This window comes from Delftia sp. GW456-R20 (assembly GCF_001622915.1).
Classification (GTDB): domain Bacteria; phylum Pseudomonadota; class Gammaproteobacteria; order Burkholderiales; family Burkholderiaceae_C; genus Comamonas; species Comamonas acidovorans.
The window spans coordinates 3,321,112-3,339,816 of sequence record NZ_LWCN01000004.1; the positions used below are offsets into that span (position 1 = coordinate 3,321,112).

Consider the following 18,705-nt stretch of genomic DNA (forward strand, 5'->3'; position numbering starts at 1 on the left):
GAAATTCTTTTCCATGCCTTCGCGCAGCACCAATCCAAACGTCCGTCCAGCGGACATTCCAGTCTCCGCCGACGATGCCGGCAGCCGCACGCTGCGCCGTGGCCTGCAGGTGCTGGACGCCGTGCTGGCCGCTGGCCGCGAAGGCCTGCGCGTCGCTGACCTGTGCCGCGCCACGGGGCTGGAGCGCGCCACGGTGTACCGCCTGCTGTCCACCCTGGTGGACAGCGGCTATGTGGCGCACAGGGGGCGCTTCGGCTATGCGGCCGGCCACCGGCTGGCGGCCACGGCCGCCAGCGCAGGCCAGCCCAACATGGCCGTGCGGCTGCAGCCCGTGCTGGAGCGCGTGAGCGCGGGCTGCGCGGATGCGGCCTTTGCCATCGTGCGCGAAGGCGCGGCATCGCACTGCATCGCCCGCCATGTGGGCACGCATCCGGTGCAGATCCTGGTGATCCAGGTGGGTACGCGCCAGCCGCTGGGCGTGGGAGCTGCGGGCCTGGCCCTGCTGGCCGCCCTGCCCGATGCCGAGGTGCAGGCCGCGATGGCGGCCAACGCGCCCGTGCTGGAGCAGTACGGCGGCATGACGCCCGAGCGCATGGCCCTGCTGGTGAAGGCCACGCGCCAGCGCGGCTGGTCCGTCATCGGCAACCACGCCACGCGCGGCGTGCTGGCCGTGGGCATGGCGGTGCGCAATGCCGAAGGCGAGCCCGTGGCCGCCGTCAGCGTGGCCTCCACGCTGGAGCGCATGCCCGGCGAGCGCCAGAAGCTGATTGCGCGCTCGATAGGCGAGGCCCTGGCGGCCCTGCTGCCGCGCGGCATCTGAGGCCAAGCCCCCGGTGCAGCGGCCCGCCCGGTCTGCACCGACAATCGCCGCTGCCATCCACAAGCGCCGCCCCCATGGAACTGAGACAACTCCGCTACTTCGTCCGCATCGTCGAACTGGGCTCCATGAGCCGCGCCGCCCTGGACCTGGACATGGTCCAGTCCGCGCTGAGCCAGCAGGTCAGCCGCCTGGAAAGCGAGCTGTCCACCCGGCTGCTGCAGCGCACGCCGCGCGGCGTGGTGCCCACCGAGGCGGGCGTGGCCTTCTTCCGCGAGGCCCAGCTCACGCTGCGCCATGCCGAGCAGGCCGTGCGCAGCGCGCAGCAGGCGCGGCTGTCGGGCTCGGTCAGCGTGGGCCTGGCGCCCACCACCTCGGCCATGCTGGGCCTGCCCATGATGCAGGCCATGCGCGCGCGCTACCCCGATGTGCGCCTGCACATGGTGGAAGGCATGTCCGGCCACCTGACCGACATGCTCAATGCGCGCGCGCTGGACATGGCCGTGCTGTTTGACGCCCGCCTGCACGGCGGTCAGGCCCGCGCAGGTGGGCGGCGCTGGCAGGTGCACCCGCTGATCGAGGAGGAGCTGTTCCTGATCCGCGCGCGCGGCCACCACCCCGAGCCGCTGCCGCCGCAGATGGCGCTGGCCGACCTGGCCGGCGAATCGCTGATCCTGCCCACGGGCCTGCACGGCCTGCGCAGCACGCTGGACACGGCCTTCTCGCAGGCGCGCTTCACGCCGCATCTGGTGCTGGAGGTGGACTCGCTGTCCATGGTCATGGCGGCCGTGGATGCGGGCCTGGGCAGCACGGTGCAGCCCTGGGCCTCCATGGGCCGCTATGCCGATGCCGCGCAGCGCTTCGAGTGGTCGCGTATCACGGACAAAGATGCCCTGCGCACCAACCTGCTGTGCAGCCTGTCCGAGGATGAGCTGTCGCCCGCCGCCCTGGCCGCGCGCGTGGTGCTGATCGACTGCGTGCGCCAGCTGCTGCGCGGCGGCGCCTGGGCCGGCACGGCCCTCATCCATCACGAAGACTGATACCCCCATGCCGGCGGGCCCCTGCCCGCCGCGCGGCGTTCTCCCTACATTCGCAATCCCCACGATGGCGAATGCAAGGAGAACTCCATGGACCCCGATGTCCTGGTCATAGGCGGCGGCAATGCCGCCCTGTGCGCGGCCCTGATGGCGCGCGAGGCAGGCCGCAGCGTGCTGCTGCTGGAGGCGGCGCCGCGCGACTGGCGCGGCGGCAATTCCGGCCACACGCGCAACCTGCGCTGCATGCACGACGCGCCCCAGGACGTGCTGGTCGAGGCCTACCCCGAAGAGGAGTTCTGGCAGGACCTGCTCAAGGTCACGGGCGGCATCACCAACGAGCACCTGGCGCGCATGGTGATCCGCGCCTCCTCCACCTGCCGCGACTGGATGCGCCGCCACGGCGTGCATTTCCAGCCGCCGCTGTCGGGCGCCCTGCACGTGGCGCGCACCAATGCCTTCTTCATGGGCGGGGGCAAGGCCCTGGTCAATGCCTACTACCGCAGCGCCGAAAGGCTGGGCGTGCAGGTGCGCTACGCGTCGCCCGTGGACCGGCTGGAGATCGAGGGCGGCGAGTTCAAGGCCGCCTGGGTGGGCGAGCAGCGCATCACCGCAAAGACCTGCGTGCTGGCGGCGGGTGGCTTCGAGTCCAACCGCGAGTGGCTGCGCGAGGCCTGGGGGCAGAACGCACGCGGCGAGTGGCCGTCCGACAACTTCCTGATCCGCGGCACGGCCTTCAACCGCGGCGTGCTGCTGCGCCACCTGCTCGAAGACCATGGCGCCGACCGCATCGGCGACCCCACCCAGGCCCACATGGTGGCCATCGATGCGCGCGCGCCGCTGTACGACGGCGGCATCTGCACGCGCATCGACTGCGTCTCGCTGGGCGTGGTGGTCAACCGCGAGGCCGAGCGCTTCTACGACGAGGGCGAGGACTTCTGGCCCAAGCGCTATGCCATCTGGGGCCGCCTGGTGGCCCAGCAGCCGGGCCAGACCGCCTGGTCCGTCATCGACGCCAAGGCCATAGGCCGCTTCATGCCGCCGGTCTTCCCGGGCGTGCGCGCCGACTCCCTGCCCGAGCTGGCACGCAAGCTGGGCCTGGACGAGGACCGCTTCATGCAGACCCTGGATGCCTACAACGGCGCCTGCCGCGTCGGCCACTTCGACCACACGGCGCTGGACGACTGCCATACCGAGGGCCTGGCGCCCGCCAAGACCCACTGGGCCCGCCCCATCGACACGGCGCCCTTCTACGGCTACCAGCTGCGCCCCGGCGTGACCTTCACCTACCTGGGCCTGGAGACCGACGACACGGCGGCCGTGCGCTTTGCCGGCCAGCCCAGCACCAGCCTGTTCGTGGCCGGCGAAATGATGGCCGGCAACGTGCTGGGCAAGGGCTATACGGCCGGCGTGGGCATGTCCATCGGCACGGCCTTCGGCCGCATCGCGGGCCGCAACGCAGCCCTGGCCGCCGCGGGCCACCCCGCCGTGCGCGGCGCAGTGAGATGAAGACCCCCCTGAATCGCTGCGCGCCATCCCCCAAGGTGGACGACAGCCTCGCTGCGGGGCGGCGCGGCCGGCATAGGCCCTTGCTCGCTGTCCCTGGTCAGGAGCAGGCCTACTTCAAGCGCTGCGGGCGGCAAGCCAACCCCATGGACGACACATATGCAAAACACAATTAGCGCCCTGGCCCAAGAAGCCCAGGACCTGGCCGCCGGCCGGGTCATTCCCATCCTGCCGGTTTCCACCGAGACGGCCGCCGAAGGCGAGGTGGCGCGCGCCCTGCAGATCTGCAACGCCTGCCGCTACTGCGAAGGCTTTTGCGCGGTCTTCCCGGCCATGACGCGGCGCCTGGAGTTCGGCAAGGCCGATGTGCACTACCTGGCCAACCTGTGCCACAACTGCGGCGCCTGCCTGCATGCCTGCCAGTACGCGCCGCCGCACGAGTTCGCCATCAACATTCCCAAGGCCATGGCCGAGGTGCGCGGCCAGACCTATGCCGACTACGCCTGGCCGCCCGCCCTGGGGCGCCTGTACCAGAGGAACGGGCTCACGCTGTCGCTGGCCCTGGCCGCAGGCCTGTCGCTGTTCCTGGTGCTGGCCGTGGCCCTGCAGGGCGGCCTGGGCCGGCTGGGGGGCGCCGACCTGGGCGCCAACTTCTACAACCTGTTCCCGCACAACCTGCTGGTGGGCATCTTCGCGCCCGTGTTCCTGTTCGTGGTGCTGGCGCTGGCCATGGGCGTGCGCCGCTTCTGGAAGGACGTCAAGCCCGCCACCGGCGGCGTGGACGTGGGCACGCCGGCGGCGGCCGAGGCCGCGCACGACGTGCTGCGCCTCAAATACCTGGACGGCGGCCACGGCGAGGGCTGCCACAACGAGGACGATGCCTACACCCTGAGCCGCAGGCGCTTTCACCACCTGACCTTCTACGGCTTCCTGCTGTGCTTTGCGGCCACGGCGCTGGCCACGGTCTACCACTACGTGTTCGGCTGGGCCGCGCCCTACGAATTCCCCAGCCTGCCCAAGCTGCTGGGCGCCGTGGGCGGCACCAGCCTCATGCTGGGCACCGCAGGCTTGTGGCGCCTGAACCGCAGGCGCCACCCGATGCATGGCGACGCGCGCCAGAAACCCATGGACCTGGGCTTCATCGCCCTGCTGTTCCTGGTCGCCGCCAGCGGCATGGCGCTGTGGCTGGGCCGCGGCACGCCGGCCCTGGCCCTGCTGCTGTGCCTGCACCTGGGCGCGGTGATCGCCCTGTTCGCCACCCTGCCCTACGGCAAGTTCGCGCACGGCGTGTTCCGCACGGCATCCCTGCTGCGCCACAACACCGAAAAGCGCCAGCCCAGCCCCATCGGGCTGGGCGCCGACTAGCCGCATGCGCCCCGATTCCCAGCCAATGACGGAGACAACCCCATGATGAACAAGCGCAACTTCCTGCACGCCAGCGCCCTGGCCGCCTCCCTGCTCGCACTGGCCGCCAGTGCGCAGGCCCAGGACTTTCCTCCCAAGAAGCCCGTGTCCCTGGTCGTGGGCTTCGCCGCCGGCGGCGCTGCCGATGCGGCCGCGCGCCTGATCGCCAAGAAGCTGGGCGAGAACATCGGCCAGAGCGTGGTGGTGGAGAACAAGGGCGGCGCGGGCGGCAACATCGCCCACCAGCAGGTGGCCAATGCGGCGGCCGACGGCTCGGTGCTGCTGTTCGGCTCGGTGGGGCCGCTGACCATTGCGCCGCACCTGATGAAGCTGCCCTACGACCCCTTCAAGGACCTGGCACCCATCTCGGGCGGCGTGAACTTTCCCAACGTGCTGGTGGTGCACAAGGGTGCGGGCGTGAAGACCCTGGCCGAGTTCGTGGCCAAGGCCAAGAAGAACCCGGGCACGGTGGACTACGCCTCGACGGGCGCGGGCTCGGCCTCCCACCTGGCAGGCGAGCTGTTCAACCAGCGCGCGGGCATCGACATGGTGCACGTGCCCTACAAGGGCGGCGCGCCCGCGCTGCAGGACCTGCTGGGCGAGCGCGTGACCAGCTACTTCGCCGCGCCGCCCACGGCCCTGCCCCACATCGAGGCCGGCAAGCTGATCCCGCTGGCCACCACGGGCCTCACGCGCCCGGCGTACATGCCCGACATCCCCACGGTGGCCGAAGCCGGCTATCCCGGCTTCGAGGCACTGAACTGGTATGCCTTCGTGGCACCGGGCAAGACGCCCAAGCCGATGCTGGACCGCTGGAACACCGAGATCGTCAAGGTACTCAATGACCCTGGCGTCAAGGAGGCGCTGAACAAGCACGGCCTCACCCCCCAGCCCACCACGCGCGCCGAGTTCGCGGCCTTCATGAAGAAGGAATACGAGCAGTGGGGCCGGCTGGTGAAGGAGCGAAAGCTCTCCGCGGAGTGAACGGCTTGCGCCCGTTCAGAGCTTGATCGGCTTGCGTGCCACGGGCGCTGCAAAGCCCGCGCACAGGCGGTTCCAGACATTGATGCTGCCGATGGCATAGGTCAGCTCCACCATCTCGCGCTCGCTGAAATGCGGGCGCAGCGCCTCGAAGTCCTGCTGCTCGGGATGGGCCTGGCTCAGGCGCGTGCAGCGCTCGGCCCAGTTCAGGGCGGCGCGCTCGCGCCCGTCGTAGAAATCCACCTCGGGCCAGGTGACGATGCTGTTGATTCGCTGCAGGTCCTCGCCCCGGGACAGCAGTTCGCGCGTGTGCATGTCCACGCAGAAGGCGCAGCCGTTGATCTGCGAGACGCGCAGGAACACCAGCTCCAGCAGCTGGATGCCCAAACTGGACTGGTTGAGCAGCGCATTGATGCCGGCCTGGGCCTTGTACAGCTCGGGGGCGACGGCCTGGAAGTTCAGGCGCGGCGTGGGGGCGGCAAGAGGACGGGCGCCGGTGGCAGCGGAAGACGAAGCGGTCATGGAAAACACTCCTTGAGGGATGTAGCAGCCGGCCGGAATGGCTGGCCCATACCTTCAAGACGCACGGAGCGTGCGCGTTGTGACAGCGTTGGCGAAAATTTTTTTCGCAGCCCCGGCCCCCATCCCCCATTCCCGCCCCGGCTGGCGCTCAATCCGCCACGATGCGCCGCTCCGTGGCGATCTTGCGGTACAGGGCGTTCTCGGCCGCGATCTCGCGCGCGAACTCCTCGGGGCGGTTGCCGATCACGCGCGAGCCCGTGTCCTCGATCTGGCGGCGCACCTCGGGGCTGGCCAGCGCGCGCTGGGCGGCCGCATGCAGGCGCGCCACGATCTCGGGCGACAGCCCCTTGGCGCCGTAGATGCCATAGAAGGCGCTGCGGTTGACAGGCTCCAGCCCCAGCTCCTTGAAGGTGGGCACCTGGGGCAGCTGGGCCAGGCGCTCGGGCGCGGCCACCGCCAGCGCGGTGAGCCGGCCCGCCTTGATGAAGGGCAGGGCCGAGGGCAGGTTGTCGAAGACGATGGGCACCTGGCCCGCCACCGCATCGTTGAGCGCAGGGCCCGAACCCCGGTAGGGCACATGCGTGAGCGACAGCCCCGAGCGGCTGGACATCAGCTCCATCAGCATGTGGCCTATGGAGCCCGTGCCCGCCGTGCCGTAGGCATGCTTGCCGGGGTTCTTCTTCACCTCCTCCACGAAGGCCGCAAAGCTCTGCGCCTTGAAGCCCGGATGCACGGCCAGCACATTGGGCGTGGCCGCAATGTTGGTGATGGGCGTGAAATCGGTGAGCGGGTTGTAGGGCAGGCGCGGGTTGATGGCCGGATTGGTGGCCGTGGTGGACACGGTGGCCACGCCCAGCGTGTAGCCGTCGGGCTGGGCACGCGCGGCCTCGTGCGCGCCGATGGCGCCTCCGCCGCCGCCCTTGTTGTCCACCACCAGCGGCTGGCCCAGGGCCTCGGCCATGCGCGGCGCGATCGCTCGCGCCACGATGTCGGTGGTGCCGCCGGCCGCAAACGGCACGATCAGGCGCACCGGGCGCGTGGGATAGGCGCCGGCATCGGCCGCCATGGCGCCCGGTGCGGCGCCTGCGGCCAGCAGCAGGGCGCACAGGCTGCGGCGTGAAGTGAAGTGGTTCATGGGATGTATCCTGGGAATGGCTGTGTTTTGAACGGACGGTGGAGGTTTCTGTCAGGCCGATGCGCGGCGCACGATGTGCGAGCGGTCCAGCGCGCCGCAGGAGGAGGCGCCCAGCATGGCCAGGTTGCGGTCCACCTCGTCGCGCAGCAGGCCGATGGCGTGCAGCACGCCGGCCTCGCCGCCCACGGCGGCGGCATAGTTGAAGGGCCGGCCCACCAGCACCATGCGCGCGCCCAGCGCCACGGCCTTGAGCACATCGGAGCCGCGCCTGAAGCCCCCGTCGATCAGCACGGGATAGTCCGGCCCCAGGGCCGCCACCACGTCCTCAAGAATGCGCATGGCCGACACCGCGCCGTCAAGCTGCCGCCCGCCATGGTTGGACAGCACGATGCCGTCGGCCCCCACGCGCCGGGCCTGCAGCGCGTCCTCCACGCTGAGCACGCCCTTGATGACCAGCGGCCCCTTCCAGCGGCGGCGGATGGCCTCGATATGGCGCCAGCTCAGGTGGTCGCGTGCCGAAAAGTCGCGCATCACGCTGGACGACATGATGGGCGCGCCGCGCGTGGCAAAGGAGTTCTCGAAATGCGGCATGCCGTGGCGCAGCAGCGTGCGCAGGAACGTGCCCGCCACCCAGCCCGGGCGCACCATGCCGTCCCAGGCCAGGCGCAGGCTGGGCTTGAGCGGCGTGGAAAAGCCGGTGCGGATGTTGTTCTCGCGGTTGGCGGAGATCGGTATGTCCACCGTCACCACAAGGGTGCGAAAGCCTGCGCGCTCCACACGGTCGATCAGCGCGTCGATGCGGGCCTGGTCACCGGGGATATAGGCCTGGAACCAGGTGGCCGGGCTCTCGCGCGCCACCTCCTCCATGGGGATCAGCGAAGTGCCGCTCATCACCGACACAATGCCCGCGCGCTGGGCCGCGCGCGCCAGCACCAGGTCGCCCCGGTAGGTGGACAGCGCATTGATGCCCATGGGCGCAATGCCGAAAGGGCTGGCATAGCGCTCGCCGAACAGCTCCACGGCCTGCGAGCGCTGCGACACATCGGCCAGCACGCGCGTGGTCAGGCCCCATTCGCCGAACACCTCGCGGTTGTCGCGCAGCGAGGCGTTGTCCTCTGCCGCCCCGGCGATGTAGCCGAAGATGGGCCGGGGCAGCCTGCGGCGCGCGGCCTCCTCGAAATCATGCAGCGACAGCATGCGGCGCAGCACGGCCGGAGCGCGCGGCGCCGGCAGGGCGGATGCCGAAGGCGTGGAGGCAGAGGCAGAGGAGGAAGCGATGGCGGCCATGGTGCGGACCTCGGAATGTTCAGGAACCGGCGCCACTGTAGGGCGCGGACCCATTGAATGAAAGTGGATTATTTAGAATGCACTTGTTCGCTTTTTGCCAATGACAAACCCATGTCCACACCCTCGGTCAAGCAGCTCGAAGCCTTCTGGTGGGCCGCCACCTGCAGCAACTTCGCCACGGCAGCGCAGCGCGTGCACCTGTCCGTGTCCTCGCTGTCCAAGCGCATCACGGAACTGGAATCCGCGCTGGGCCAGCCGCTATTCGACCGCAGCGGCCACCGCGCCGTGCTTACCGACGCCGGCCAGCGCCTGCTGCCCGCCGCGCTGGAGGTGCTCAACGCCATGGCCGCGCTGGGCCAGGCCCTGGACACGCGCGAGGCGCTGGCCGGGCATTGCCGCTTCGGCGTGGGCGACCTGTCGGCGCTGACCTGGCTGCCGGCCTTCGTGGCCGCCGCGCGCCAGGCCCATCCGCAGCTGGTGCTGGAGCCCCATGTGGACGTGGGCGGCGTGCTGGAGCAGCGCCTGGACGACGGCGAGCTGGACTTTGCCGTCATCGCTGGCCGCTCCTCGCGCAGCAGCCTGCTGTCCCGCCCCGTGGGCGCCGCACGCTTTGCCTGGGCCGTGGCCCCCGGCCTGGCAGGCGCGGGCCGCCTGGGCGCCACGGCCCTGCTGCAGCGCCATGCACTGGTCACCCTGCCCCCGCAGGCAGGCACCACGCGCCTGCTGGACGACTGGCTGCTCGCCCAGGGCGCCAGCGTGCGCGAGCGCATCCTGTGCAACAGCTGGGGCGCCGTGGCCGGCATGCTGCGCGCCGGCCTGGGCGTAGGCTTCCTGCCCACCGGCTGGATCGCCGCCCTGGGCCTGCGCGCCGTCGGGGGCGCCCATCCCAAAGCCGCTCTCGCGCCCCTGCACTACGCCTTCCAATGGCGGCGCGGCGACGCCCGCGCCCTGATCCCGGCCATGCAGCAACTGGCGCAGGCGCAGGTGGATTTCACGGTGATGCCGGGGTTGGTGGGCGCAGGGCCGCACGCCTCGCCGCATCACACTCGCAGCAAAGGCCATCCAGCCGAAATCGGGCAAGATGGCACTTGGAAGCAGACCTCCCGTAACCTGTACGACACAGACGAAGATGCCGCCTGCCATCGCTGAAGTCATTGAAATCCAGGGCCGCTCCGAGCAAGGCGCGCAAAAGCCGTTTCTGTGCCGGGCCGACGATGGCCAGACCTACTACGTCAAAGGACGGCAGACGGATCGGTCCAGCCTGTGCAACGAGTGGATCTGTGCGCATCTGGCCGTGCAGTTGGGCCTGCCGCTGCCGCCCTTCAAGCTGCTGCATGTCAGCCAGGAACTTCTGGACGAGGCGCCCAGGCCATGGCGTGAATTGGGCTGCGGCATAGCGTTCGGCTCGCAGCGTCATCCCGGATGCACCTGGTTCGACAAAGCCCAGATCCTGCATGTACCGCAGGACCTGCAGGCCAACATCCTCGCCTTCGACTGGTGGGTACAGAACGTGGACCGCATGGACGGCAACTCCAACCTGCTGTGGGATGCGCATCGCAGCGCATTGGTGGTCATCGACCACAACCTCGCCTTCGACCCGCATCTGGACGCCGCAACCTTTATCGAGAATCACATTTTCAGAGGCTGCTGGCAGAAGACAGATCTTGTGTCGCGCGACCGGCTACAGGATCAACTTTCCGAGGCGATGGATGCCGTTTTCCGCTTTGCCTGCGACAATATTCCACCGGAATGGCATTGGAACAACCCGGAATGCGACATCCCCGCCAGGGTGGACATCAATGCCATTGCCGCGACGCTTGCGAAGTGCAAATCGCCCGACTTTTGGAGGTTCACATGAAGCCTCTTACCTGCCGCTATTCGATAGTCCAATTTGTCCCGTATGCCGAGACCGGCGAGTTCGCCAACGTCGGCATTGTGCTGACCTGCCCGCAAAGCGGGTACTTCGGTTTTCTGCTGCAAAGCCGCAAGTCCAAGCGCGTCACCGATTTCTTCGATGCGCTTGACAGGGATTTTTACAAGAGCGCAGTCAAGGCCGTGGAGGAAGAGTTGTCGCGGCTCGAGACTCTCGCCCACAGCCTGGCGCCGCAGGCGAAGACAGATGCTTTGAGGGGGATGATGGCCGCGCTCGAGCAGCCACGTGAAGCCATTGTGCGCTTCAGCCCCGCCAGAGTGGTGCTCACCCAGGATCCGGCCCGGGAGTTGCAGCAGCAGTTCGACCACTATGTCGACCATGCTTTTGCCACGCCCGAGTACGTGGAACGCACGATGAACGAACGCCTGAGGGCTTTGCTGGGCGGCCTCGAATTGGATGCGCCGTTCAGGCCGGCGCGCATAGGCAACGAGTACGTCAGTGCCCGGTTCGACTTCGTGCAGACGGTGGGCGACAAGCCCCGCAAGATCATCAAGGCCCTGCATCTGGGCCAAAGCGATGCCAACGACATTGCTGCGCATGGCGACGTCTGGACCGGCAAGATCGCGCGACTGATCCGGCAGCGTGAATTGCCCGGAGACATCCTCATCAACGTGAACCTGCCTCCACAGGACAAGCAGGCTCACAGGGAAGTCAGCCAGGACATCATGCGGGAGCTCGAGCACCACAAGGTGATCGTGGTGGCTGGCGAAGGCCAGTCCGCCATGCAGAGCATCAAGGAATTCGCGCAGCATTAGGCGCAGCCCTGCGGACCGCGCGTTTACTGGGCACAGCGCCGTCCAGCGGTTAGCCCTCCCCCCACTCCACCAACTGCGGCCGCACCTGCACCACCTGCCCCGCGCGCAGGCCTTCGCCGTCGATGGCGCGGAAGGCCTCGGCCATCAGGCCTTCGACGTTCTGGCGCACCATGTGCACCGGAAAGCGCAGGCATTCGGCATAGGGATCCCAGTCATAGCTGCCAAAGCTGCATTGCGCCAGTTCCGCATCGGGCAGTGCGCGCAGAAAGCGGATGGCGCCCTGCAGCGTGATGCCCGATGAGAACAGCAGGGCGCGCGGCAGGCCGCCCAGGCGCTGGTAGAGCGCTGCCATGGCAAGGCGGGCCGCTTCGGGGTCGTAGCCGCAGCAGACGATGTGCTCGTCCGCCACCGGCGTGTGGGGCGCCAGGGCTTCGCGAAAGCCGGCCAGGCGCTGCTCGGTGGCGTACTCCTTGCGGACGCCGCCCAGAAAGCAGACGGCGTCCTGCGGCGCACCTGCCGGGGGCCTGGAGCGCGCCAGCAGCAGGCGTGTGAGTTCGGCCGCACCCCAGCGGTTGTCGCTGGTGACGGAGGGCGCCTTTTTCCCGGGAAGATCCACGTTGACATGGCGCACGCCGGCCTTGCGGCATTCGGCGCTGACGGCGTCGGGCCGGGTGGCGCCCGTGACGATGAGGTGCTCCACGCGAAAGGCGATCAGCGAGCGCACGGTCTCCACCTCCAGCGCGCCGTCGCGCAGCGTGCTGACCACCAGCGGGCACAGGCCGCGCGCGTGGGCCATGCGCTCGAAGGCCTGGGACAGTGCGCCGAAGAATCGGTCCTCGTGCGTGGGAATCACCATGCCGATCAGCCCCGAGCGCTGGCGGCGCAGGCCGCTGGCCTGGCGGTTCACGGCAAAGCTGTGTTCCTGGGCGAGCTGCTGCACGCGGCGCGCGGTCTCCTCGCTGATGCGCCGCGACTGCCAGCTGCCGTTAAGGATGGCGCTGACCGTCGAGGCCGAGGTGCCGGCCAGTTCGGCCAGGTCGTAGATGGTGGAGGTTCGGGGGCGGTTCACGGTGCTCTGCAGGGGTTGGGACGGGAGCGCTCGGCGGCCATCGTAGCCGCTGCGGCGGCGATTCGGGCGGACCGGCACCGGCACGCAGCAGCGGCCCGGGAAATCCCGCATCGGCAATGGAAGTCCATCTGTCTATAGTTTGCACAATCGATTGTGCAAAACAGAGGGAGGAGCGCCATGTTCCATGGATTCAGCCGGTTCTCGAGGGCACTGCTGGCCTGCACCCTGGCGGTGCTGGCAGGCGCGGCCAGCGCCGAGGATGTGTCGGTGGTGGCCAAGGTCGGGGGCATTCCGTGGTTCAACGCCATGGAGGCCGGCATCCGCAAGGCAGGCCGCGAGCTGGGCATCTCCAGCGGCATGGTCGGCCCCACCGAGGCCGATGCGGCCCAGCAGGTGCGCGCGGTCGAGGACCTGATCGCGCGCCGCAGCAAGGTCATCGCCGTGGTGCCCAACGACGCCAGGGCGCTGGAGCCCGTGTTCCGGCGTGCGCGCAGCGCGGGCATCAAGGTGCTCACGCACGAGTCGCCCGACCAGAAGGGCGCCGACTGGAACATCGAGCTGAGCAGCGTCGCGGGATTTGGCGAGCGCCACATGGACAGCCTGGGCAAGGCCATGGGTGGCGAGGGCAAGTACGTGGTCTTCGTGGGCTCGCTGACCGTGCCGCTGCACAACGCCTGGGCCGACGCGGCCATCGCCCACCAGAAAAAGCAGTGGCCGAAGATGCAGCTGGTGTCCGAGCGCTTCGGCGTGGCCGAGAGCCTGGACGACTCCTACCGCAGCGCCCAGGACCTGATGCGCGCCCACCCCGACCTCAAGGGCTTTCTGGCCTTCGGCAGCCAGGGCCCCATTGGCGCGGGCCGTGCGGTGGCCGATGCGCGCAAAGCCGAGCGCATTGCCGTGGTGGGCTCGTTCTCGCCGGGCCAGGGGGCGAAGCTGGTGCGCGACGGCGTGATCCGCGAAGGCTTCATCTGGAACCCCGCGCTGGCCGGCGAGGTGATCGTGCATGTGGGCAAGATGCTGATCGACGGCCGCGAGCCCACGGACGGCATGGAGATACCGGGCCTGGGCAAGGTGCAGGTGGACCGCGAGCGCCGCAACATCCAGGGCCAGAAGCTGGAGCCGATCAACCGGCAGACCATAGACCGGCTGGTCGGCCTGGGCCTGTGAGCCGCGCGCTGCCATGGATGCCACCACAACGGCGCTGGTCCGCATGCAGGCGGTCACCGTGCGCTTTGGCGACGCCACGGCGCTGCATGCGCTGGACTGGGACGTGATGCCCGGCGAGGTGCACTGCCTGATGGGCAGCAACGGCAGCGGCAAGAGCACGGCGATCAAGGTGCTCAGCGGCGTGCACGCGCCGCAGCCGGGTGCGCGCATCGACATCGGCGGGCAGCCCGTGCAGCGGCTGGACCCGGCGCTGGCCAAGTACCTGGGCATCCAGGTGATCTACCAGGACCTGTCGCTGTTTCCCAACCTGAGCGTGGCCGAGAACATTGCCTTCGACCAGGCCATGGGCCGCTGGTGGGCGCCCGTGCACCGCAGGCGCCTGCGCGAGGCGGCCCAGGCCGTGATGCGGCGCCTGGGCATTGCGCTGCCGCTGGATGCGCGGGTGGGCGACCTGCCCATTGCGGGCCGCCAGCTCGTGGCCATCTGCCGGGGCATGGCGGCCCGGGCCAGGCTGCTGTTCATGGACGAGCCCACGGCCTCGCTCACGCGTGCCGAGGTCGATGCGCTGCTGGCCGTGGTGCGCCGGCTCCAGGCCGATGGCATGGCCATCGTCTTCGTGAGCCACAAGCTGGATGAGGTCATGGAGATCGCCGACCGCGTCACCGTGCTGCGCGACGGGCGCAAGCTGGGCACCTGGCCCGCCGAACAGTTGTCGGGCCGGCAACTGGCCGCGCTGATGGCCGGGCAGGAAGTGGATGAGCGCCTGCATGCGCGCGACATGTCCGCCGCGCCCGCGCTGCTGGAAGTGCGCGACCTGGGCCGCGACGGCGACTACGAGGACGTGAGCTTCGACGTGCGCGAGGGCGAGATCCTGGGCCTGACCGGGCTGCTGGGCGCGGGCCGCACCGAGCTGGCCCTGGGCCTGTTCGGCATGCGCAGGCCCGATCGCGGCAGCATCCGCCTGGGCGGCCGCACGTTGGTGCTGCGCAGCAACCGCGACGCCATGGCGGCGGGCATTGCCTATGTGCCCGAGGACCGCCAGTCCATCGGCCTGAACCTGCGCCAGTCCGTGCAGGACAACCTGGTGCTGGCCATGCTGCCGCGCCTGTCCGGCCCGCTGGGCTGGCTGCCCGCCAGTCGCCGCGCCGCCACTGCGGCCCAGTGGCGCGACCGCCTGCACATGCGCCTGCCCGCGCTGGACGCGCCCGTGCACCAGCTGTCGGGCGGCAATGCCCAGCGCGTGGTGCTGGCCCGCTGGCTGGCGACCGCGCCACGCCTGCTGATCCTCGACTCGCCCACCGTGGGCGTGGACATCGGCAACCGCCAGGGCATCTTCGAGATCGTGCACGGGCTCGCCGCACAGGGCATGGCGGTGATCGTCATCTCGGACGAGGTGGCCGAGGTCCATGCCCACTGCGACCGCGTGCTGCACATGCGCGGCGGGCGCATGGCCGGCGAGTTCGTGCCGGGGGTGCATTCCGAAAGCCAGATCGAGGAGGCCGTCCATGCCTGAACACGCATACGCGCTGCTGCACCACCCCGTGGCCCGGCTCGGCCTGGCCATTGCCGCCATGGCCCTGCTGTTCGGCGCCCTGGCGCCGGGCTTCTGGACGCTGGGCAACTGGATGGACGTGGCCGAGGGCGCATCGGTCACCGCCATCATGGCCGTGGGCCTGCTGGTGGTGCTGGTCGCGGGCGGCATCGACATCTCCTTTGCCGCCACGGCCACGGTGGCGCAGTACCTTGCGGCCCTCGCGGCCACACGCCTGGGCTGGGCACCGGCGGCCAGCATCGCGCTGGGCCTGGCCACGGGACTGGCGCTGGGCGCATTCAACGCCCTGCTCATCCACCGCCTGCGCGCCACCTCCATCATCATCACCATCTCCACGCTGAACCTGTACTTCGCGCTGCTGATGCATGGCACGGGCGGCCGGTCCATCTACGATCTGCCGTCGTGGTGGAGCGACTCCGTGGTGCTGGCCCGCTTCGCGGGCACCGACAGCGCAGACCCCGTGCGCCTGACCCTGCCCATCGCCGTGGCCGCTGCGGCCGCCCTGCTGACCGCGCTGCTGCTGGGCCGCAGCGCGCTAGGGCGGCGCCTGTACGCCTTCGGCGGCAACCCCGAGGCCGCGCACCGCATGGGCATCGGGCTGGGCACCATCCAGGGCGTGGCCTATGGCTGGCTCGACATGATGGCGGCCATCGCAGGCCTGGTGCAGGCGCACCGCGTGGGCGAGTCGGTGCCCAACGCCCTGGTCGGCACGGAGCTGTTCGTGCTCGCGGCCGCCGTGCTGGGCGGCGCCAGCCTGTTCGGCGGCACGGGCAGCGTGGGCGGCGTGCTGATGGGCGTGCTGCTGCTGGCCGTGCTGCGCAACGGGCTGAACCTGCTGGGCGTGTCACCGTATTTCTTCCAGGTGCTGCTGGGCGCCGTGGTGCTGGCCTGCGCGGCCGCAACGGGACTGCGGCGCACGCAGCGACGCAACCAGCAGCGCAGCGCTGACGCCACTCCTGCAGCGCCCTTGGCGGGGGCCGCGCCATGAACCGCAGCACTGGCGCGCCGCTGGGCCTGATCGCGCTGCTGGCGCTGCTGTGCGCCGTGTTCACGCTGCTGCTGCCCGGCAGCTTCGCCACCCTGGGCACGCTGCAATCGGTGCTGTTGCAAATCCCGGAACTGGGCCTGCTGGCACTGGCGCAGATGCTGCCGCTGGTCAGTGGCGGCATCAACCTGGCCGTGGTCGCCAGCGCCAACATGGCGGGCCTGGCCATGGCCTGGGTGCTGGTGGGAGGACTGTCGGCGCTGGGCCTGGACCTGTCGGGCCATGAGGGCCTGCTCATCGCCGCGGCACTGACCGTGGGCGCCCTCGCCAGCCTGCTGGTGGGGCTGGCCAGCGGCTGGCTGGTGGCGCGCGTCAACGCCCATCCCATCCTCGTCACGCTGGGCACCATGTCGCTGATCAACGGCCTGTGCGTCTGGCTCACGCGCGGCAAGCCCATTGCAGGCTTTCCCGAGGCCTTCCAGGCCCTGGGCTCCGCCCAGTGGCTGGGCCTGCCGCTGCCGTTCTGGATCTTCGCGGCCGTGTGCATGCTGGTGGGCCTGTACCTGGGCAGCACACGCCACGGGCTGGCCATCCGCATGGTCGGCTCCAATGCCGAGGCCACGCGCCATGCGGGCATCGATACGCGCCGCGTGCTGATCGGCGTCTACACCCTGTCCACGCTGCTGTGCTGGATCGCGGCCGTGCTGATGATGGCGCGCTTCAACTCGGCCAGTGCGGGCTACGCCCAGTCCTACCTGCTGGTCACGGTGCTTGCGGCCATCCTGGGCGGCACCGATCCCATGGGCGGCTTCGGCCGGGTGTCGGGGCTGTTCATCGCACTGCTCATCCTGCAGGTGCTGTCCAGCGGAGTGAACCTGCTGGGCGCCAATGCCCAGCTCACGCAGGCCCTGTGGGGCGCCACCATGATCGCCGCCGTGGCGGCGCGCCACCTGCTCGCGCGCTGGCGGGGCCGTGCCCGGGCACCCGCCGAACCCTCCCCTTCACGCTCTCGCAGAGTCCACCCGGAGCCCCTATGAACCCCCTCGGCATCCACGCCCTTGTCTGGGCCGGCGACCTGTCGCCGGCCTCCACCCGCCATGTGATCGAGCAGACGCGCCAGGCCGGCTACGACCTGGTCGAGCTGTCCCTGCACGGCCCCCGGCTCATGGACCTGGCGCTCACGCGAGATCTGCTGCAGGAGCATGGCCTGGGCGTGGGCTGCTCGCGGGGCCTGACCTTCGAGGCCGATGTCTCCAGCGAAGACCCCGCCGTGGTCGCGCGCGGCCTGGCGCTGCTGCAAGAGGGCGTGGACATCACGGCGCGCCTGGGCGGGCGCTACTTTGGCGGCATCCTCTACGGCGCCATGGCGAAATACGGCCACCCCTGCACGCCACGGGGCCGGCGCAACGCGATCGAGGCCGTGCGGCGCATTGCCGACTTCGCGGGCGAGCGCGGCGTCACGCTGGGCCTGGAGGTGGTCAACCGCTACGAAAGCAATCTGCTGAACACGGCCACGCAAGCGCTGGAGTTCATCGACGAAGTCGGCCAGCCCCATGTCTGCGTGCACCTGGACACCTACCACATGAACATCGAGGAAGCCGACCTTGCCGCGCCCGTGCTGGCCTGCGGACAGCGGCTGGGCTATGTGCACATCGGCGAGAACCACCGTGGCTACCTGGGCGCGGGCCACATCGACTTCGCGCAGTTCTTCGGTGCGCTCGCGCAGATCGGCTACCAGGGCACCGTCACCTTCGAGAGTTTCTCGTCCGCCATCGTCAACGAGCAGCTGTCGAACGCGCTGGCCATCTGGCGCCCCATGTGGGAAGACGGCATGGACCTGGCCCTGCACGCACGCGGCTTCATGGCAGACGGGCTGGCCAGCGCGCAGCAGGCACGCGCATGACGGCCATCCTGCCGCCCGAGGCCCTGGCGCGTGCGTTTGCGCTGGCACGCTCCGGCCCCCGCCGCCTGCTGGGCCTGGCTGGCCCGCCCGGCGCAGGCAAGAGCACGGCCTGCGCCGCCCTGCTGCAGGCGCTGGGTCCGCTGGCGGCGGCCGTGCCGATGGACGGCTTCCACCTGGCGCAGTCCGCGCTGGAGCGCCTGGGCCGCGCGCAGCGCAAGGGCGCGCCAGACACCTTCGACTCAGCCGGCTACGTGGCCCTGCTGCGCCGCCTGCACACGCCCGTGGCCGGTGAAACGGTCTACGCCCCCGAATTCCGGCGCGCCATCGAGGAGCCCATTGCAGGCGCCATCGCCATCGCGCCCGGCGTGCCCCTGGTCATCACCGAAGGCAACTACCTGCTGATGGAGGAACAGGATGCGCCAGGCACACACTGGCATGCCGTGCGCGCGCTGCTGGACGAGGTCTGGTACGTGGACATGGACGACCGCCTTCGCATCGAACGCCTGACCCGCCGCCACGAACTCCACGGCCGCAGCCCCCAGGCCGCACGCGACTGGGTGGCGCAGGTGGACGAGCCCAATGCGCGCCGCATTGCGGCAACGCGGGGGCGGGCGGATTGGGTGTTGCGCTGGGGGTGAGGCTGCCGGACACAGCC

18 protein-coding genes are annotated in these 18,705 nt (G+C 69.9%); 14 read left to right on the forward strand and 4 right to left on the reverse strand.

Features of this window, described 5'->3' with window-relative positions; all coding sequences use genetic code 11:
• Window positions 1-13 precede the first annotated feature (13 nt).
• The 5 genes from A4F85_RS20155 to A4F85_RS20175 all read left to right on the forward strand — a co-directional run bounded on the left by A4F85_RS20155 (window position 14) and on the right by A4F85_RS20175 (window position 5,745).
• A complete protein-coding gene (locus A4F85_RS20155; protein WP_013804645.1) occupies window positions 14-820 on the forward strand; it encodes an IclR family transcriptional regulator in 807 nt (268 codons plus the stop codon).
• Window positions 821-894: 74 nt separating this feature from the next.
• The gene (locus A4F85_RS20160) at window positions 895-1,857 is read left to right on the forward strand and encodes a LysR substrate-binding domain-containing protein (RefSeq protein ID WP_012202727.1); all 963 of its coding nucleotides are present in this window, start codon (window positions 895-897) and stop codon (window positions 1,855-1,857) included.
• Window positions 1,858-1,944: 87 nt separating this feature from the next.
• Window positions 1,945-3,360 carry an FAD-dependent tricarballylate dehydrogenase TcuA gene (gene tcuA, locus A4F85_RS20165; protein ID WP_063327553.1) on the forward strand — a complete coding sequence of 472 codons (1,416 nt, stop codon included), beginning with the start codon at window positions 1,945-1,947 and terminating at the stop codon, window positions 3,358-3,360.
• A 156-nt stretch (window positions 3,361-3,516) separates the two neighbouring features.
• A complete protein-coding gene (gene tcuB / locus A4F85_RS20170; RefSeq protein WP_063327554.1) occupies window positions 3,517-4,722 on the forward strand; it encodes a tricarballylate utilization 4Fe-4S protein TcuB in 1,206 nt (401 codons plus the stop codon).
• Between the two features lie 42 nt (window positions 4,723-4,764).
• Window positions 4,765-5,745, forward strand: coding sequence for a Bug family tripartite tricarboxylate transporter substrate binding protein (locus A4F85_RS20175; protein WP_174549397.1), 981 nt, complete (start codon window positions 4,765-4,767; stop codon window positions 5,743-5,745).
• A gap of 15 nt (window positions 5,746-5,760) precedes the next feature.
• Here the strand turns inward: A4F85_RS20175 and A4F85_RS20180 are convergent, their stop codons facing one another.
• From A4F85_RS20180 to A4F85_RS20190, 3 genes are all read right to left on the reverse strand, one after another.
• Window positions 5,761-6,264 (reverse strand): carboxymuconolactone decarboxylase family protein, encoded by a 504-nt coding sequence (locus A4F85_RS20180; RefSeq protein WP_012202723.1) that lies wholly within the window; start codon window positions 6,262-6,264, stop codon window positions 5,761-5,763.
• 148 nt (window positions 6,265-6,412) lie between these two features.
• On the reverse strand, window positions 6,413-7,399 hold the full coding sequence (locus A4F85_RS20185) for a tripartite tricarboxylate transporter substrate binding protein BugE (protein ID WP_063327555.1): 987 nt from the start codon (window positions 7,397-7,399) through the stop codon (window positions 6,413-6,415).
• Window positions 7,400-7,450: 51 nt separating this feature from the next.
• A complete protein-coding gene (locus A4F85_RS20190) occupies window positions 7,451-8,686 on the reverse strand; it encodes an alpha-hydroxy acid oxidase (protein ID WP_017405898.1) in 1,236 nt (411 codons plus the stop codon).
• A 111-nt stretch (window positions 8,687-8,797) separates the two neighbouring features.
• Between A4F85_RS20190 and A4F85_RS20195 the strand changes: the two genes are divergently transcribed.
• The 3 genes from A4F85_RS20195 to A4F85_RS20205 are packed head-to-tail and all read left to right on the forward strand — an operon-like array spanning window position 8,798 to window position 11,374.
• Window positions 8,798-9,835 (forward strand): LysR family transcriptional regulator, encoded by a 1,038-nt coding sequence (locus A4F85_RS20195; protein WP_061289026.1) that lies wholly within the window; start codon window positions 8,798-8,800, stop codon window positions 9,833-9,835.
• A complete protein-coding gene (locus A4F85_RS20200; RefSeq protein ID WP_017405896.1) occupies window positions 9,816-10,544 on the forward strand; it encodes a HipA family kinase in 729 nt (242 codons plus the stop codon). Before A4F85_RS20195 ends, A4F85_RS20200 begins: the two co-directional genes overlap by 20 nt.
• Complete coding sequence (locus A4F85_RS20205) at window positions 10,541-11,374, forward strand: DUF3037 domain-containing protein (RefSeq protein WP_063327556.1); 834 nt, start codon at window positions 10,541-10,543, stop codon at window positions 11,372-11,374. Before A4F85_RS20200 ends, A4F85_RS20205 begins: the two co-directional genes overlap by 4 nt.
• 49 nt (window positions 11,375-11,423) lie before the next feature.
• Here the strand turns inward: A4F85_RS20205 and A4F85_RS20210 are convergent, their stop codons facing one another.
• Complete coding sequence (locus A4F85_RS20210) at window positions 11,424-12,443, reverse strand: LacI family DNA-binding transcriptional regulator (RefSeq protein WP_231890582.1); 1,020 nt, start codon at window positions 12,441-12,443, stop codon at window positions 11,424-11,426.
• Window positions 12,444-12,620: 177 nt separating this feature from the next.
• Between A4F85_RS20210 and A4F85_RS20215 the strand changes: the two genes are divergently transcribed.
• From A4F85_RS20215 to A4F85_RS20240, 6 genes are read left to right on the forward strand one after another with little or no spacing between them, the layout of a single operon-like run.
• A complete protein-coding gene (locus A4F85_RS20215) occupies window positions 12,621-13,610 on the forward strand; it encodes a substrate-binding domain-containing protein (protein WP_063327558.1) in 990 nt (329 codons plus the stop codon).
• A 13-nt stretch (window positions 13,611-13,623) separates the two neighbouring features.
• Window positions 13,624-15,123 (forward strand): sugar ABC transporter ATP-binding protein, encoded by a 1,500-nt coding sequence (locus A4F85_RS20220; protein ID WP_063327559.1) that lies wholly within the window; start codon window positions 13,624-13,626, stop codon window positions 15,121-15,123.
• Window positions 15,116-16,150, forward strand: a complete 1,035-nt coding sequence (locus tag A4F85_RS20225) for an ABC transporter permease (protein WP_063327560.1) — start codon at window positions 15,116-15,118, stop codon at window positions 16,148-16,150. Before A4F85_RS20220 ends, A4F85_RS20225 begins: the two co-directional genes overlap by 8 nt.
• Window positions 16,147-17,184, forward strand: coding sequence for an ABC transporter permease (locus A4F85_RS20230; RefSeq protein ID WP_063327561.1), 1,038 nt, complete (start codon window positions 16,147-16,149; stop codon window positions 17,182-17,184). Before A4F85_RS20225 ends, A4F85_RS20230 begins: the two co-directional genes overlap by 4 nt.
• Window positions 17,181-18,050, forward strand: coding sequence for a sugar phosphate isomerase/epimerase family protein (locus A4F85_RS20235; protein ID WP_061289013.1), 870 nt, complete (start codon window positions 17,181-17,183; stop codon window positions 18,048-18,050). The genes A4F85_RS20230 and A4F85_RS20235 overlap by 4 nt, the downstream gene beginning before the upstream one ends.
• Window positions 18,047-18,688 (forward strand): nucleoside/nucleotide kinase family protein, encoded by a 642-nt coding sequence (locus A4F85_RS20240; RefSeq protein WP_063327562.1) that lies wholly within the window; start codon window positions 18,047-18,049, stop codon window positions 18,686-18,688. Before A4F85_RS20235 ends, A4F85_RS20240 begins: the two co-directional genes overlap by 4 nt.
• Window positions 18,689-18,705 lie beyond the last annotated feature (17 nt).

What these genes read in the sequence shown, in the direction of transcription:
- A4F85_RS20160 (WP_012202727.1), top strand. Translation starts at nt 895, where the DNA reads ATGGAACTGAGACAACTCCGCTACTTCGTCCGCATCGTCGAACTGGGC.
- A4F85_RS20180 (WP_012202723.1), bottom strand. Translation starts at nt 6,264, where the DNA reads ATGACCGCTTCGTCTTCCGCTGCCACCGGCGCCCGTCCTCTTGCCGCC.
- A4F85_RS20190 (WP_017405898.1), bottom strand. Translation starts at nt 8,686, where the DNA reads ATGGCCGCCATCGCTTCCTCCTCTGCCTCTGCCTCCACGCCTTCGGCA.
- A4F85_RS20215 (WP_063327558.1), top strand. Translation starts at nt 12,621, where the DNA reads ATGTTCCATGGATTCAGCCGGTTCTCGAGGGCACTGCTGGCCTGCACC.
- A4F85_RS20220 (WP_063327559.1), top strand. Translation starts at nt 13,624, where the DNA reads ATGGATGCCACCACAACGGCGCTGGTCCGCATGCAGGCGGTCACCGTG.
- A4F85_RS20225 (WP_063327560.1), top strand. Translation starts at nt 15,116, where the DNA reads ATGCCTGAACACGCATACGCGCTGCTGCACCACCCCGTGGCCCGGCTC.
- A4F85_RS20240 (WP_063327562.1), top strand. Translation starts at nt 18,047, where the DNA reads ATGACGGCCATCCTGCCGCCCGAGGCCCTGGCGCGTGCGTTTGCGCTG.
- A4F85_RS20235 (WP_061289013.1), top strand. Translation starts at nt 17,181, where the DNA reads ATGAACCCCCTCGGCATCCACGCCCTTGTCTGGGCCGGCGACCTGTCG.
- A4F85_RS20205 (WP_063327556.1), top strand. Translation starts at nt 10,541, where the DNA reads ATGAAGCCTCTTACCTGCCGCTATTCGATAGTCCAATTTGTCCCGTAT.
- A4F85_RS20195 (WP_061289026.1), top strand. Translation starts at nt 8,798, where the DNA reads ATGTCCACACCCTCGGTCAAGCAGCTCGAAGCCTTCTGGTGGGCCGCC.
- A4F85_RS20185 (WP_063327555.1), bottom strand. Translation starts at nt 7,399, where the DNA reads ATGAACCACTTCACTTCACGCCGCAGCCTGTGCGCCCTGCTGCTGGCC.
- A4F85_RS20175 (WP_174549397.1), top strand. Translation starts at nt 4,765, where the DNA reads ATGATGAACAAGCGCAACTTCCTGCACGCCAGCGCCCTGGCCGCCTCC.
- A4F85_RS20200 (WP_017405896.1), top strand. Translation starts at nt 9,816, where the DNA reads ATGCCGCCTGCCATCGCTGAAGTCATTGAAATCCAGGGCCGCTCCGAG.
- A4F85_RS20230 (WP_063327561.1), top strand. Translation starts at nt 16,147, where the DNA reads ATGAACCGCAGCACTGGCGCGCCGCTGGGCCTGATCGCGCTGCTGGCG.
- tcuB (WP_063327554.1), top strand. Translation starts at nt 3,517, where the DNA reads ATGCAAAACACAATTAGCGCCCTGGCCCAAGAAGCCCAGGACCTGGCC.
- tcuA (WP_063327553.1), top strand. Translation starts at nt 1,945, where the DNA reads ATGGACCCCGATGTCCTGGTCATAGGCGGCGGCAATGCCGCCCTGTGC.
- A4F85_RS20155 (WP_013804645.1), top strand. Translation starts at nt 14, where the DNA reads ATGCCTTCGCGCAGCACCAATCCAAACGTCCGTCCAGCGGACATTCCA.